The 12,892-nt window shown below is 58.6% G+C and carries 15 protein-coding genes; 11 read left to right on the forward strand and 4 right to left on the reverse strand.

Translation table 11 applies throughout. The annotated features are described in order from the left end of the window. Positions 1 to 3: 3 nt before the first annotated feature. From ACL0K2_RS20025 to sthA, 8 genes are all read left to right on the forward strand, one after another. Positions 4 to 1,215, forward strand: coding sequence for an NADH:ubiquinone reductase (Na(+)-transporting) subunit B (locus tag ACL0K2_RS20025; RefSeq protein WP_045162900.1), 1,212 nt, complete (start codon positions 4 to 6; stop codon positions 1,213 to 1,215). Further along, the gene (locus tag ACL0K2_RS20030) at positions 1,208 to 1,996 is read left to right on the forward strand and encodes a Na(+)-translocating NADH-quinone reductase subunit C (RefSeq protein ID WP_045162899.1); all 789 of its coding nucleotides are present in this window, start codon (positions 1,208 to 1,210) and stop codon (positions 1,994 to 1,996) included. The genes ACL0K2_RS20025 and ACL0K2_RS20030 overlap by 8 nt, the downstream gene beginning before the upstream one ends. Next, on the forward strand, positions 1,993 to 2,667 hold the full coding sequence (locus ACL0K2_RS20035) for an NADH:ubiquinone reductase (Na(+)-transporting) subunit D (RefSeq protein WP_196298674.1): 675 nt from the start codon (positions 1,993 to 1,995) through the stop codon (positions 2,665 to 2,667). The genes ACL0K2_RS20030 and ACL0K2_RS20035 overlap by 4 nt, the downstream gene beginning before the upstream one ends. Continuing rightward, positions 2,667 to 3,275 (forward strand): NADH:ubiquinone reductase (Na(+)-transporting) subunit E, encoded by a 609-nt coding sequence (nqrE, locus tag ACL0K2_RS20040; protein ID WP_045162897.1) that lies wholly within the window; start codon positions 2,667 to 2,669, stop codon positions 3,273 to 3,275. The genes ACL0K2_RS20035 and nqrE overlap by 1 nt, the downstream gene beginning before the upstream one ends. Before the next feature lie 12 nt (positions 3,276 to 3,287). After that, positions 3,288 to 4,514 carry an NADH:ubiquinone reductase (Na(+)-transporting) subunit F gene (gene nqrF / locus ACL0K2_RS20045; protein ID WP_196298677.1) on the forward strand — a complete coding sequence of 409 codons (1,227 nt, stop codon included), beginning with the start codon at positions 3,288 to 3,290 and terminating at the stop codon, positions 4,512 to 4,514. A 1-nt stretch (position 4,515) separates the two neighbouring features. Beyond that, positions 4,516 to 5,538, forward strand: coding sequence for an FAD:protein FMN transferase (locus ACL0K2_RS20050; protein ID WP_413043289.1), 1,023 nt, complete (start codon positions 4,516 to 4,518; stop codon positions 5,536 to 5,538). Continuing rightward, positions 5,538 to 5,768 (forward strand): (Na+)-NQR maturation NqrM, encoded by a 231-nt coding sequence (gene nqrM, locus ACL0K2_RS20055; protein ID WP_045162894.1) that lies wholly within the window; start codon positions 5,538 to 5,540, stop codon positions 5,766 to 5,768. Before ACL0K2_RS20050 ends, nqrM begins: the two co-directional genes overlap by 1 nt. Before the next feature lie 182 nt (positions 5,769 to 5,950). Next, a complete protein-coding gene (gene sthA, locus ACL0K2_RS20060; RefSeq protein ID WP_045162893.1) occupies positions 5,951 to 7,345 on the forward strand; it encodes a Si-specific NAD(P)(+) transhydrogenase in 1,395 nt (464 codons plus the stop codon). Between the two features lie 119 nt (positions 7,346 to 7,464). On the opposite strand, the gene ACL0K2_RS20065 is transcribed toward sthA, so the two are convergent. From ACL0K2_RS20065 to ACL0K2_RS20075, 3 genes are read right to left on the reverse strand one after another with little or no spacing between them, the layout of a single operon-like run. Next, positions 7,465 to 8,187, reverse strand: a complete 723-nt coding sequence (locus tag ACL0K2_RS20065; protein ID WP_045162892.1) for a glycerophosphodiester phosphodiesterase — start codon at positions 8,185 to 8,187, stop codon at positions 7,465 to 7,467. Next, a complete protein-coding gene (locus tag ACL0K2_RS20070; RefSeq protein WP_239609086.1) occupies positions 8,184 to 8,489 on the reverse strand; it encodes a phosphodiesterase in 306 nt (101 codons plus the stop codon). The genes ACL0K2_RS20065 and ACL0K2_RS20070 overlap by 4 nt, the downstream gene beginning before the upstream one ends. A gap of 2 nt (positions 8,490 to 8,491) precedes the next feature. Next, complete coding sequence (locus tag ACL0K2_RS20075) at positions 8,492 to 9,064, reverse strand: PilZ domain-containing protein (protein WP_045162940.1); 573 nt, start codon at positions 9,062 to 9,064, stop codon at positions 8,492 to 8,494. 100 nt (positions 9,065 to 9,164) lie between these two features. Between ACL0K2_RS20075 and ACL0K2_RS20080 the strand changes: the two genes are divergently transcribed. From ACL0K2_RS20080 to ACL0K2_RS20090, 3 genes are read left to right on the forward strand one after another with little or no spacing between them, the layout of a single operon-like run. Beyond that, positions 9,165 to 10,412 (forward strand): lipoprotein-releasing ABC transporter permease subunit, encoded by a 1,248-nt coding sequence (locus ACL0K2_RS20080; RefSeq protein ID WP_045162890.1) that lies wholly within the window; start codon positions 9,165 to 9,167, stop codon positions 10,410 to 10,412. Positions 10,413 to 10,419: 7 nt separating this feature from the next. Further along, positions 10,420 to 11,118 (forward strand): lipoprotein-releasing ABC transporter ATP-binding protein LolD, encoded by a 699-nt coding sequence (lolD, locus tag ACL0K2_RS20085; RefSeq protein ID WP_413044497.1) that lies wholly within the window; start codon positions 10,420 to 10,422, stop codon positions 11,116 to 11,118. Further along, entirely contained in the window at positions 11,118 to 12,365 is a 1,248-nt protein-coding gene (locus ACL0K2_RS20090; protein WP_413043290.1) for a lipoprotein-releasing ABC transporter permease subunit, read from the forward strand. Before lolD ends, ACL0K2_RS20090 begins: the two co-directional genes overlap by 1 nt. 9 nt (positions 12,366 to 12,374) lie before the next feature. On the opposite strand, the gene ACL0K2_RS20095 is transcribed toward ACL0K2_RS20090, so the two are convergent. After that, complete coding sequence (locus ACL0K2_RS20095; protein ID WP_045162888.1) at positions 12,375 to 12,890, reverse strand: DUF2062 domain-containing protein; 516 nt, start codon at positions 12,888 to 12,890, stop codon at positions 12,375 to 12,377. Between the last annotated feature and the right edge of the window lie 2 nt (positions 12,891 to 12,892).

Here is a 12,892-nt window from a genome sequence, read left to right on the forward strand (position 1 = left end):
GGAATGGGCATTCGCGAATTCCTCGACAAGATCGAGCACAATTTCGAGAAGGGCGGCAAGTACGAGAAGTGGTATGCACTCTACGAAGCCGCAGACACCTTCCTTTATCGTCCCGGTAGCGTAACCAAGACCACCGCTCACGTGCGTGACGGTATCGACCTCAAGCGGATGATGATCACGGTCTGGCTGTGCACTTTCCCGGCGATGTTTTTCGGCATGTGGAATACCGGCTACCAGGCCAACCTGATCTACGCACAGAGCCCGGATCTGCTTGCTTCGCAAGAAGGTTGGCGACTGGCGTTGGTCAGCGCGCTGGCCGGCTTCGATCCGAACAGCCTGTGGGATAACTTCATCCAGGGCGCGGCCTACTTCATCCCTGTCTACGCGGTGACCTTCATCGTGGGCGGTTTCTGGGAAGTATTGTTCGCCTCGATCCGCAAGCACGAGGTCAACGAAGGATTCTTCGTCACATCGGTGCTGTTTGCCCTGATTCTGCCGCCCAGCATTCCGCTGTGGCAGGTCGCGCTGGGTATCAGCTTCGGTATTGTGATCGGCAAGGAAATCTTCGGCGGTACCGGCAAGAACTTCCTCAACCCTGCGCTCACCGGCCGTGCCTTCCTGTTCTTCGCCTACCCGGCCCAGATGTCCGGTGATGCCGTATGGACAGCAGTGGATGGATTCTCCAGCGCAACGGCGCTCAGCCTGAGCTTTGCCGGCGGTATGGAGAATGTGATCGGCAGCGGTATCACTTGGATGGATGCCTTCATCGGTACCATTCACGGCTCGATCGGCGAAACCAGTACGCTGGCCATCTTCATTGGTGGAGCTGTGCTGTTGATGACCAAGATCGCATCCTGGCGGATCGTCAGCGGCGTGATGGTGGGCATGATTGCACTGAGCTATCTGTTCAACCTGATCGGCTCGGACAGCAATCCGATGTTCGCCATGCCCTGGTACTGGCACATGGTGGTGGGCGGTTTCGCCTTCGGCCTGATTTTCATGGCGACCGACCCGGTTTCTGCGTCGATGACCAATACGGGCAAATGGGTCTTCGGCATTCTTATTGGCCTGATGGTGGTCTTGATCCGGGTGGTGAACCCGGCATTTCCGGAGGGCATGATGCTGGCGATTCTGTTCGCCAACCTGTGCGCACCGTTGATTGACCACTTTGTCGTTCAGGCCAACATCAAGCGGAGGCTGGCACGTAATGTCTAGTCAAAAAGAATCCACCGTTCGCACACTGGTCGTGGCCTTGTTGGTCTGCCTGGTCTGCTCGGTGTTCGTTGCGGGTGCGGCCGTGGCGCTTCGCCCGACGCAGCTGGAAAATCGTCAGCTGGATAAGCAGCGCAGCATCCTGGCGATTGCCGGTCTGGGTGAGCCAGGCATGTCTGGCAACCAGGTGAAGGCCCTCTACAAGGAGCGTATCGTCGCGAAGCTGGTCAACCTGGAAACAGGCGAGTACAGCGATGAGTTCGATCCGAACACTTTCGATCCGCTGGTTGCAGCCAAGGACCCGGAGCTTTCGCAAGCGCTCTCGGGTGATGAGGATATCGCTTCGATCAAGCGTCGCGAGCGCTACAGCGTCGTTTACACCGTCGAGGAGAATGGCGAGGTCGCTACGCTGATCATGCCGGTCCGTGGCTACGGGCTGTGGTCGACGCTGTACGGCTTCATCGCCGTCAAGGGCGATCTCAACACCGTCGAAGGGCTGGGCTTCTATCAGCATGGCGAGACTCCCGGTCTCGGCGGCGAGGTGGACAATCCCAAATGGCGTGGCCTGTGGCAGGGCAAAGAGCTGTTCAGCGAGAACGGCAAGCTGGCCATCCAGGTCGTCAAAGGCGGCGTCGATCCGCAAAGTCCGCGAGCCGACCATCAGGTCGACGCGCTGGCTGGCGCGACCCTGACCAGCAACGGGGTGAACAACCTGCTGCACTTCTGGCTGGGCGAGAACGGATTCGGTCCATTTATCGCTAACCTGCGCGCTGGGGAGGCTTGACCATGTCGCAACCTACTATCAAAGAAGTCCTGTTCAATCCGGTCTTTAATAACAACCCCATCGGCTTGCAGATTCTTGGAATCTGTTCGGCGCTGGCAGTCACCTCCAACCTTAAGACCGCGCTGGTCATGTCCGTTGCACTGACGCTGGTGGTGGCGTTTTCCAATCTGTTCATCTCGATGATTCGCAGCCAGATTCCAGGCTCGATCCGCATGATCGTGCAGATGGTGATCATCGCCTCACTGGTGATTCTGGTTGATCAGGTGCTCAAGGCCTACGCCTTTTCCCTGTCCAAACAGCTATCGGTATTCGTCGGTCTGATCATCACCAACTGCATCGTGATGGGACGCGCCGAAGCATTCGCCATGCAGAACCCGCCCATGCTGTCGTTCTTCGATGGCCTAGGCAACGGGCTCGGCTACAGCGCCATGTTGATTGCCCTCGGCATCATTCGCGAGCTGTTCGGTGCTGGCAAGCTGATGGGCTACACCATTCTTCCGGTCGTCAACGACGGTGGCTGGTACCTGCCCAACGGCATGATGCTACTTCCGCCTTCGGCGTTTTTCCTGATCGGCCTGTTCATCTGGGGTATCCGCGCCTGGAAGAAAGAGCAGGTCGAGAAGCCGTCCTTTAAGATGGCGCCGCAAGTCTCGAACAAGGAGGCTTACTGATGGAGCATTACCTCAGCCTGTTTGTCCGCGCTGTGTTCATCGAAAACATGGCGCTGGCGTTCTTCCTCGGCATGTGTACCTTCATCGCGATCTCGAAGAAGGTGGAAACGGCGATCGGTTTGGGTATCGCGGTCATCGTGGTCCAGACCATCACCGTTCCGGCCAACAATCTGATCTACACCTACCTGCTCAAGGCGGGTGCGCTGTCCTGGGCCGGTTTGCCTGAGGTCGATCTGAGCTTCCTTGGGCTGCTCAGCTACATCGGCGTGATCGCAGCCATCGTTCAGATTCTCGAGATGACCCTCGATAAGTACGTGCCCAGCCTCTACAACGCGCTGGGTGTGTTCTTGCCGCTGATCACCGTGAACTGCGCCATCATGGGCGGCACGCTGTTCATGGTCGAACGTGATTACAACCTGGCGGAAAGTACTGTCTATGGCGTCGGCTCGGGTCTGTCCTGGGCGCTGGCCATCGCGTTGCTGGCCGGTATTCGCGAGAAGCTCAAATACAGCGATGTGCCGGATGGTCTGCAGGGCCTGGGTATCACCTTCATCACCATCGGACTGATGTCGCTGGGCTTCATGTCTTTCTCTGGCGTACAGCTGTAAGGACGGGATGAACTGATGAGTTACGAAATTTTCCTCGCCATCGGTATGTTTACCGCCATCGTGCTTGCGCTGGTGGTAATCATCCTCGCGGCGCGCGCCAAGCTGGTTTCCAGTGGCGATGTGAGCATCGAGATCAACGGCGAACGCACCATTACCGTCCCTGCGGGCGGCAAGCTGCTGCAAACCCTGGCTGCTAACAACATCTTTCTTTCGTCCGCTTGCGGCGGTGGCGGTACCTGCGCGCAGTGCAAGTGCATCGTCGAGAGCGGCGGCGGCGAGATGCTGCCCACTGAAGAGTCGCATTTCACCCGTCGTGAAGCGGGCGAAGGCTGGCGCCTGTCCTGCCAGACTCCGGTCAAGGCGGACATGAAGATCGAAGTGCCAGAAGAAGTGTTCGGTGTGAAAAAGTGGGAATGCACCGTGCTGTCCAACCCGAACGTGGCGACCTTCATCAAGGAGCTGACCCTGAAGCTGCCGGAAGGCGAAAATGTCGACTTCCGTGCCGGTGGTTACGTGCAGCTGGAATGTCCGCCGCATGAGGTTCGGTACAAGGACTTCGATATTCAGGAGGAATATCGCGGTGACTGGGACAAGTTCAACCAGTGGAAATATGTGTCGAAGGTTGATGAAACCGTGATTCGCGCCTATTCCATGGCGAACTACCCGGAAGAGGTCGGTCTGGTTAAGTTCAACATCCGTATTGCGTCGCCGCCACCAGGCAAAGACGATCTGCCACCAGGCAAGATGTCTTCCTGGGTGTTCAGCTTGAAGCCGGGAGACAAGGTTACCGTTTACGGTCCGTTCGGTGAGTTCTTCGCCAAGGATACCGACGCCGAGATGGTCTTCATCGGTGGTGGCGCGGGCATGGCTCCGATGCGTTCGCACATTTTCGACCAGCTCAAGCGCCTGAAGTCCAAGCGCAAGATGAGCTTCTGGTACGGCGCACGTTCCATGCGTGAAGCGTTCTATGTCGAAGAGTATGACCAGCTGCAGGCCGAGAATGACAACTTCGAGTGGCATCTGGCATTGTCCGATCCGCAGCCTGAAGACAACTGGAATGGCCCGACCGGCTTCATTCACAACGTGTTGTACGAGAACTATCTGAAGGACCACCCGGCGCCTGAGGATTGCGAGTTCTACATGTGCGGCCCGCCAATGATGAACGCCTCGGTGATCAAGATGCTTACCGATCTCGGCGTCGAACCGGAGAACATTCTGCTCGACGACTTCGGCGGCTAGCATGGCCCATGCGTTCTTTCGGCCCGTCATCGTTGCCGCCCTGGCGGCGGCCCTGACGGGCTGTCTGTTTCAGGACAAGGTGGAAAGCTTCGGTGGCCCGACCATGGGCAGCACCTACACGGTCAAGTACGTGGCGGGGCGCGAGGCAGCCGACAAGGAGCAGCTACAGCGCGAGACCGAGTCGATACTCGCCGAGATCGACAGGCAACTGTCGACCTACCGGGCCGATTCGGATATCGAAATGTTCAATGCTTTGCCTGCAGGCGAATGCACGAACATGCCCGACGGCGTGCGCGAGCTGATCCTGGCGGGGCAGCAGCTTTCAGACGAAAGCGACGGTGCGCTGGATCTGACCATCGAACCGCTACTTAACCTCTGGGGATTTGGTCCGCAGGGGCGAGGCGAGCGGGTGCCGTCTGCTGAAGAAATTGCCACGGCTCGGCAAAATGTCGGCCAGCATTATGTCCGGGTAGAGGGCGAGCAGCTTTGCAAGGACAGGGCTGTCCAAGTCGACTTCAACAGTATTGCCGCCGGCTACGCGGTTGATCAGGTCGCGGCAGCGCTCGAGGCATCAGGCGTCAACAGTTATCTGGTAGAGATCACCGGGGAGCTCAAGGCGCGGGGCCGCAAGCCGGATGGGTCGCCCTGGCGCGTCGCTATCGAAGCGCCACGGGATAACGAGCGGGTTGCGCAACGAATCATCGAACTGGATGGCTTTGCCGTTTCTACCTCCGGTGATTACCGCAACTATTTCGAGCGTGACGGCAAACGTTATTCACACACGCTCGATCCGCAAACCGGCGCCCCTATCGTTCACCATCTGGCGGCTGTGACGGTGGTCGATCCCTCGACATTAAGGGCTGACGGATTGTCTACTGTGCTCATGGTAATGGGTCCCGAGCGGGGAATGGCGTATGCGACAGAGCGAAATATCGCAGCGTTTTTCGTCATCCGCGAAGGACAGGAATTCGTAAGCAGAAGCACCGGGGCCTTCGATGAGTTATTCGGTGCGGGAGCAGAGTAATGACTTGGTTAATCGTTTTTCTCGTCATGCTGTTGGTCGTGTTCGGCATGTCCATCGGCGTGATCATGGGGCGTAAGCCCATCGCCGGTTCCTGCGGGGGCATCGCCAATCTTGGCATCGAAAAAGAGTGCTCGATCTGCGGCGGTAGCCGCGAGAAGTGCGAAGAAGTAACTGCGCAGGCGAGCCAGGGTGAAAAAGCAGATCTCGCGTACGACGCGACCAAACGCTGACCCCGGCTGTGGCGTGGTCGGCTGCGTTGGCCGCCGACCCGAGTCTTGCATGCTGCAGCGCCGATGCCGCTTGGATTTATCGGCGTAAGGTCCAGGGCGGTACGCCAGCAATGGCGATTCGCCCAGACCAACCGAATTTGTTAACGGCGGCAGGGCTGCCTGCTGCGTGTTCAGGGGTGAATATGGCTGTCTACAATTACGATGTGGTGGTATTGGGCTCGGGCCCTGCCGGCGAAGGCGCTGCAATGAACGCGGTCAAGGCTGGACGTAAGGTAGCCGTGGTCGATAGCAGGCCGCATGTGGGCGGCAACTCCACTCATCTGGGTACCATCCCGTCCAAAGCGCTGCGCCATTCGGTGCGCCAGATCATGCAGTACAACACCAACCCGTTGTTCCGCCAGATCGGTGAGCCGCGCTGGTTTTCGTTTCCCGATGTACTGAAGAGCGCCGAAAGCGTAATCGCCAAGCAGGTCACCTCGCGTACTGGCTATTACGCTCGCAACCGTATCGACATTTTCTTCGGCACTGCGAGTTTTGCCGACGAGCAGACCGTCGAAGTGGTCAGTGCCAACGGCATGGTTGAAACGCTGGTGGCCAATCAATTCATCATTGCGACCGGCTCGCGCCCTTATCGCCCTGCCGACGTCGATTTCTCGCATCCTCGCATATATGACAGCGATACCATTCTGACCCTGAGCCATACGCCACGCCGCTTGATCATCTACGGAGCCGGGGTGATCGGTTCGGAGTACGCGTCGATTTTCAGCGGTCTCGGCGTGCTGGTCGACCTGATCGACAACCGAGATCAGTTGCTCAGCTTCCTCGATGACGAGATCTCCGATGCGCTCAGCTATCACCTGCGCAACAACAACGTATTGATTCGTCATAAAGAAGAGTACGAGCGTGTCGAAGGAGTCGACAACGGCGTCATCCTGCATCTGAAATCGGGCAAGAAGATCAAGGCGGACGCCTTTCTCTGGTGTAACGGGCGGACCGGTAACACCGACAAGCTCGCCCTGGAAAACATCGGTCTCAAGGTCAATAGCCGCGGGCAGATCAAGGTGGACGAGCATTACCGTACCGATGTCGGCAATATCTACGCAGCGGGCGATGTGATTGGTTGGCCATCGCTGGCCAGTGCGGCCTATGACCAAGGCCGTTCGGCTGCCGGGAGCATCGTCGAAAACGACAGCTGGCGCTTCGTCGACGATGTGCCGACCGGTATCTACACGATTCCGGAGATCAGTTCGATCGGCAAGAACGAGCGCGAACTCACGGAGGCGAAGGTTCCCTACGAAGTGGGCAAAGCGTTCTTCAAGGGAATGGCACGAGCGCAGATTTCAGCCGAGCCAGTAGGTATGCTGAAAATCCTTTTCCATCGAGAAACGCTGGCGGTGCTCGGCGTGCATTGCTTCGGCTATCAGGCATCGGAAATCGTGCACATCGGTCAGGCGATCATGAACCAGCCGGGTGAGGCGAATACGCTCAAGTATTTCATCAATACCACCTTCAACTACCCAACCATGGCCGAAGCCTATCGCGTCGCTGCGTTTGACGGGCTAAACCGGCTTTTTTGAGCGGCTCCGACCGGTGGCCTGAGCCGGTTGGAGAAGATACCCGGAACTGGCGCTGGCCGAATCGGGAAAGCTTTTGAGGGCAGGAACGAGGACCGCCGGGCATGGCGGTCCTCTTCAGTTCATGTGTTGCGCAGCGTGGTGACGGCGAGGCCAGGGTAATCGGTGATTAGGCTGTCGACGCCGAAATCCGCGAGCCGACGCATCAGCGCCGGTTCGTTCACTGTCCATACCGAAACGTGCAGCCCTTGCTGGCGGGCTTTGGCTATCCGCTCGGGCGTGCACAACGTCCACTTAAGCGCCAGCAGCTCGCAGCCGTATTGCTTGGCCACTTTCAAGGGGTCGAGCCAGGCGTATTCGGCGACCAGTCCGCACGATATTTCCGGGGTCAGGCGCTTCAGGGCCCGCAACACTTCCCGTGATCCGGATGTGACGGTGATCCGATCAAGCAGGCCATAACGCTCGGCCAGCTCTTTGATTGCGAGCACCGAGCGCGCGGCGCGAACCCTCGATGCGCTTTTGACTTCCAGTTGCCAGTGCTCGAAATCGCATTTCTCGAACAATTCCGACAAGCGCGGGATAGGGCAGGGTTGTTTCCAGCCTGGTCCGCCACTGCGCGCGTCGTAACGAATCAGGTCTTCAGCGTCGTGCTCGACGACCTTGCCGCGTCGTCCCGTGGTGCGTTTGAGTGTCGGGTCATGGATGACCATCAATTCGCCGTCTTTGGACAAATGAAGATCCAGCTCGCAGCGGCGCACGCCATGGGCGAGGCATCGCTGGAAGCCGACCAAGGTGTTTTCCGGAGCTTCACCTTTTGCGCCACGATGGCCATAGATCAATGTCACGGTTGTTTATCTCGCTGTGCTGGAGTGAGACGTTGGTGGTGCAAAACACTGTCGATCACCCGGTTATCTTCGAAGTAAACCGAAAACTCACGATAATCCCAGCGCGTGATAGGCGGTTGACCAACAGCAGGATGCTCTTCATCGGCAAGACCGAAGCGCTCGAGTACCTGGTTCTTGGCGTCGCCGCGATTGGGCAAAGGCTGTTGGGTTTGACCTTGTTGGCCGATTGGAATGCGGATGACGTCGGCCTGTGCCGGGATGCAGAGAGCAAATGTCAGAAGCGGGATAAGCAATCGATGCATGTTCAGGTTCCTTGCAGACTTTCACGAGCCAGGCGTCGTTCCGTCGCCTGTTTCTGCAGGATATGCCGCGCGAGCAGTTGCCGTTGTGCATCAGTCAACGCTTCGAAGGACGTGCCGATTGCAAAGCGCCCGTCGTCGAGGGCCTGGCAGCTCGCGACGCGGGCGCGTAACAACATGCCCAGACATTGCGGCATCAACACCAGCTTGAGCGTCCAGAGCGTGTCTTCGCCGAGCGGCTGGTCATTGACGAAACTGATGCCGCCTTCCGAGAGCACAACCTCGCGTGCTGCCCCCAGGTCTTTTATCAGGTCCTGTGCCAATGCTTGGCCCAAGAGGTCGATGCGCTTGTTCTGCACCTTCAGATAGTTGGCTAGCGTGCGATTCCCCTCTGCGATCTGGCGCAGCAGGTACTGTGCTTCGAAATCGAGCTGGTGCAGTTCACCAAGCAAGTCGAACAGCCGCACCGAGCCGCTACCGGAGACTGTTTCGGCGTGTTCCGGCGGCAGGATTTCCAGTGCGATCATGTCCTCGATACGATAGTATTCGCGGCGATCTTCGGTGTCTTCTGTGGGCATGTCGATCCCCGGGCTGCAGTGATGGCTTGAGTGTATCAGGCCGCCTGGCAACGTCATTCAGCTTGTTATTTCCTGCCAGCGAAAGCGAACTCATCGATTTATGTTCAGACCGCTGTCCGTGTATATCGGGGCGCGCTACACACGCGCCAGACGTCGCAGCCTCTTCGTCTCCTTCATATCCTTCACATCCATGATCGGGCTCGCGCTCGGCGTGCTGGTGATGATCGTCGTGTTGTCGGTGATGAACGGTTTCGACCAAGAAATGCGCAGTCGCGTGCTGGGCATGGTCCCGCACGCCACGATCGAAAGCGCGACGCCGATCAACGACTGGCAAGCCTTGGGGCAGCGGCTCGCGCAGCATCCGCAGGTCGCAGCGGTAGCGCCGTTCATTCAGATGCAGGGCTTGCTGACCCACCGCGGCCAGGTTACCAAGACTCTCGTCAATGCCGTGGACCCAGTGGTCGAACCGGACGTATCCATCGTTGGCCAGTTCTTTCGAGAGGGCACGCTAGAAGATCTGGTGCCTGGAGAGTTCGGCATCGTTATTGGTGACAAGGCGGCCGAAAAACTCGGTGTTGGTGTCGGCGACAAGATCACCTTCGTCGCCCCTGAAGTGACGGTCACCCCAGCGGGTGTTTTCCCGCGCATGAAGCGCTTCACGGTACGCGGCATCTTCCATGTAGGCGCGGGTGAGATCGACGGTTACGTGGCGATGGCTAATATTTCCGACCTCGCACGGCTGCATCGCTGGAAGCCCGATCAGGTCCAAGGGCTGCGTTTGCGTTTCGTCGATTTGTTCGAGGCTCCGCGTATTGCATGGGAATTGGCGGGCCAGTTGGGTGACGACTTCTATTCGCGCGATTGGACCCGCACCCATGGCAATCTCTATCAGGCGATCCGTATGGAAAAGGCCATGATCGGGCTGCTGCTGCTGCTGATCGTCGCGGTGGCCGCCTTCAATATCATTTCCACACTGGTCATGGTCGTGACCGACAAGCGCGGAGACATCGCCATCCTGCGTACCCTTGGCGCGACGCCCCGGCAGATCATGGCGATTTTCATGGTTCAGGGCACGGTCATCGGCGTCGTCGGTACTCTGGTAGGCGCCTTGCTCGGTATTTTCGCAGCACTGAACGTTAGCGGTTGGATCGCTGCGCTGGAGCGCCTGATCGGACACAAGTTTCTCAGCGCTGATGTGTACTTCATCGATTATCTCCCGTCTCGACTGTTGGCCGCCGACGTGATCCAAGTCTGCGTCGCAGCGCTCGTCCTGAGTTTTTTTGCCACCCTATACCCGGCGTGGCGTGCCGCCCGTACCCAACCGGCCGAGGCGCTACGATATGAGTGAGCTGGTTATGAATGAAAGGTCATCCAACGATCGTGCGGTATTGAGTTGCCGCAACCTGGGCAAACGCTACGAGCAGGGCCCGGAGTCGGTCAGTGTGCTGTCCGGCCTGCAACTGGAGTTGTTTCCGGGGCAGAGGGTTGCCATCGTCGGCAGTTCGGGCTCGGGTAAAAGTACGCTGCTGAACCTACTTGGTGGTCTTGATACACCGAGCGAAGGAAGCGTCTGGCTGGCCGGCGAGGAGCTTTCAGCCCTTAGCGAAAAGGATCGTGGGCTGTTGCGTAATCGCGCGCTGGGCTTCGTCTACCAGTTTCACCACTTGTTGCCCGAATTCACCGCTCTGGAGAACGTCTGCATGCCATTGCTGATCGGCAAGGCGCCGATCGTCGATGCACGGGCACGTGCGACGGAACTGTTGCGGCGTGTGGGGCTCGGCCACCGGTTGGCGCACAAGCCGTCGGAGCTGTCCGGGGGCGAACGTCAACGCGTGGCGATTGCTCGTGCATTGGCCAACCGCCCGGCGCTGGTCCTGCTCGATGAGCCTACCGGTAACCTCGATCACCATACCGCCCAAGGTATTCAGGATCTGATGCTGGAGTTGAGCAGCTCGTTGCGCACTGCGTTTCTCGTCGTTACTCACGATCCGCAACTCGCCGGGCAAATGGACCACATTCTGCGCCTGGAAGACGGCCGGTTGGTGGCCGGGTAATGTTCAGGCCGCTCAGCATCTTCATTGGCAGCCGCTATACGCGGGCCAAGCGTCGCAACCATTTCATCTCCTTCATTTCCTTGACCTCCATGATCGGACTTTCGTTGGGCGTGCTGGCGATGATCATGGTGCTTTCCGTCATGAACGGATTTCAGCGGGAGATGAGCAACCGCATTCTGGGAATGGTTCCGCACGTCGTGATCGCCGGTGACGGACATCCTGTGGCTGACTGGCAATCGCTGGCCGGGCAGCTCCGGTCGCATCCCGAAGTGCTCGGCGCCGCGCCAATCACTCAGCTGGAGGGCATGCTTTCATTCAAGGGCTCGATGCAGCCGATCGAGATTAAGGGCATCGATCCGCAGGCCGAAGGTAAGGTATCGATACTTGGTTCGAAGATGGTCGCCGGCAGGCTCGACGATCTCAAACCGGGCGAGTCCGGCGTAATTCTCGGGCTGATGACCGCGCGGCGATTCGGTTTGAAACTGGGCGACAAGCTCACCCTCATTGTCCCTGAGCTCAGTGACGCGCCTGGCAGCATCACGCCTCGCATGCAGCGATTGAATGTCGTCGGGGTATTCAAGGTGGGCGCCGAACTGGACGGCAGCCTGGCCATGATTCATCGGACCGATGCGGCGCGGATTCTTCGCTGGCAACCGGACCAGGTCGAAGGTGTCAGGCTCAGACTGGCAGATCTGTATCGCGCTCCGGAGGTTGGGCACGACCTCGTTGCCAGGCTTGGTGCCGGTTACCGCAGCGAGGATTGGTCGCTCACACAGGGCAGTCTGTTCAGCGCCATGAAGATGGAAAAGACCATGATCGGGCTGCTGCTTCTGCTGATCGTGGCGGTTGCCGCTTTCAACATTATCGCCACCTTGATCATGGTGGTGGCCGATAAGCGTGCCGATATCGCGATTTTGCGTACCCTGGGGGCGACGCCTCGTCAGATCATGACGATTTTCATGGTGCAGGGCAGCATCATTGGCCTGACCGGCACGCTGATAGGTACCGTCCTAGGTGTGTTGGGCGCGCTCAACGTCAGTACGCTGGTGGGATGGTTGGAGCGGGTGTCGGGGCAACACATCTTCAGCTCCGACGTCTACTTCATCAACACCTTGCCATCAGAGCTGCGTCTGGAGGATGTGCTGTTGGTGACGCTAGCCGCATTGATCCTGAGCTTCTTGGCGACACTCTATCCCGCTTGGCGTGCAGCGCAGACTCAGCCCGCAGAAGCGCTGCGCTATGAGTAGGTGTGCGTGTCAGCGGCGGTCCAGTTGGCGCTTGCGCCAACTGCGGCTGACCCACCAGCGCCAATAGGCCTGAGTCGCAATGTAACCGAGCACGGCCAAGACGAGGCCGACCACCAGAGAGCCTAGATACAAGGGCTCCCAGTGACTGCTGAGCATCTTCTGCACCCATGCGAGGGTCAGCTCCATTGGCATCGGCGAAACCGGGGTATCCATCAGCCAGGCGCCGACCTTGTAGTTGCAATAAAAAACCGGAGGCATGGTCAATGGGTTGGTCAGCCAGACCAGCCCTACGGCTATTGGCAGGTTGGCCCTGGCTGGAACCGCACATAGCGCGGCGGCCAACATCTGCATGGGCATCGGAATCATGGCCCAGAACAGGCCAATGGCTATCGCTCTGGAAACCGAATGCCGGTTGAGGTGGAGCAGGTTTGGATCGTGAGTCAGGGTGCCGAGAAATCGCAAAGATTTGTGGGTCTTTATGCGATCGGGGTGCGGCATGTAGCGTTTGAAAAAACGACGCGGCATGA

The organism is Pseudomonas sp. YJ42 (assembly GCF_047225135.1).
Lineage (GTDB): Bacteria > Pseudomonadota > Gammaproteobacteria > Pseudomonadales > Pseudomonadaceae > Stutzerimonas > Stutzerimonas stutzeri_E.

What these genes read in the sequence shown, in the direction of transcription:
- ACL0K2_RS20025 (WP_045162900.1), top strand. Translation starts at nt 4, where the DNA reads ATGGGCATTCGCGAATTCCTCGACAAGATCGAGCACAATTTCGAGAAG.
- ACL0K2_RS20030 (WP_045162899.1), top strand. Translation starts at nt 1,208, where the DNA reads ATGTCTAGTCAAAAAGAATCCACCGTTCGCACACTGGTCGTGGCCTTG.
- nqrE (WP_045162897.1), top strand. Translation starts at nt 2,667, where the DNA reads ATGGAGCATTACCTCAGCCTGTTTGTCCGCGCTGTGTTCATCGAAAAC.
- ACL0K2_RS20050 (WP_413043289.1), top strand. Translation starts at nt 4,516, where the DNA reads ATGGCCCATGCGTTCTTTCGGCCCGTCATCGTTGCCGCCCTGGCGGCG.
- nqrM (WP_045162894.1), top strand. Translation starts at nt 5,538, where the DNA reads ATGACTTGGTTAATCGTTTTTCTCGTCATGCTGTTGGTCGTGTTCGGC.
- sthA (WP_045162893.1), top strand. Translation starts at nt 5,951, where the DNA reads ATGGCTGTCTACAATTACGATGTGGTGGTATTGGGCTCGGGCCCTGCC.
- ACL0K2_RS20070 (WP_239609086.1), bottom strand. Translation starts at nt 8,489, where the DNA reads ATGCATCGATTGCTTATCCCGCTTCTGACATTTGCTCTCTGCATCCCG.
- ACL0K2_RS20075 (WP_045162940.1), bottom strand. Translation starts at nt 9,064, where the DNA reads ATGCCCACAGAAGACACCGAAGATCGCCGCGAATACTATCGTATCGAG.
- ACL0K2_RS20080 (WP_045162890.1), top strand. Translation starts at nt 9,165, where the DNA reads ATGTTCAGACCGCTGTCCGTGTATATCGGGGCGCGCTACACACGCGCC.
- lolD (WP_413044497.1), top strand. Translation starts at nt 10,420, where the DNA reads ATGAATGAAAGGTCATCCAACGATCGTGCGGTATTGAGTTGCCGCAAC.
- ACL0K2_RS20090 (WP_413043290.1), top strand. Translation starts at nt 11,118, where the DNA reads ATGTTCAGGCCGCTCAGCATCTTCATTGGCAGCCGCTATACGCGGGCC.
- ACL0K2_RS20095 (WP_045162888.1), bottom strand. Translation starts at nt 12,890, where the DNA reads ATGCCGCGTCGTTTTTTCAAACGCTACATGCCGCACCCCGATCGCATA.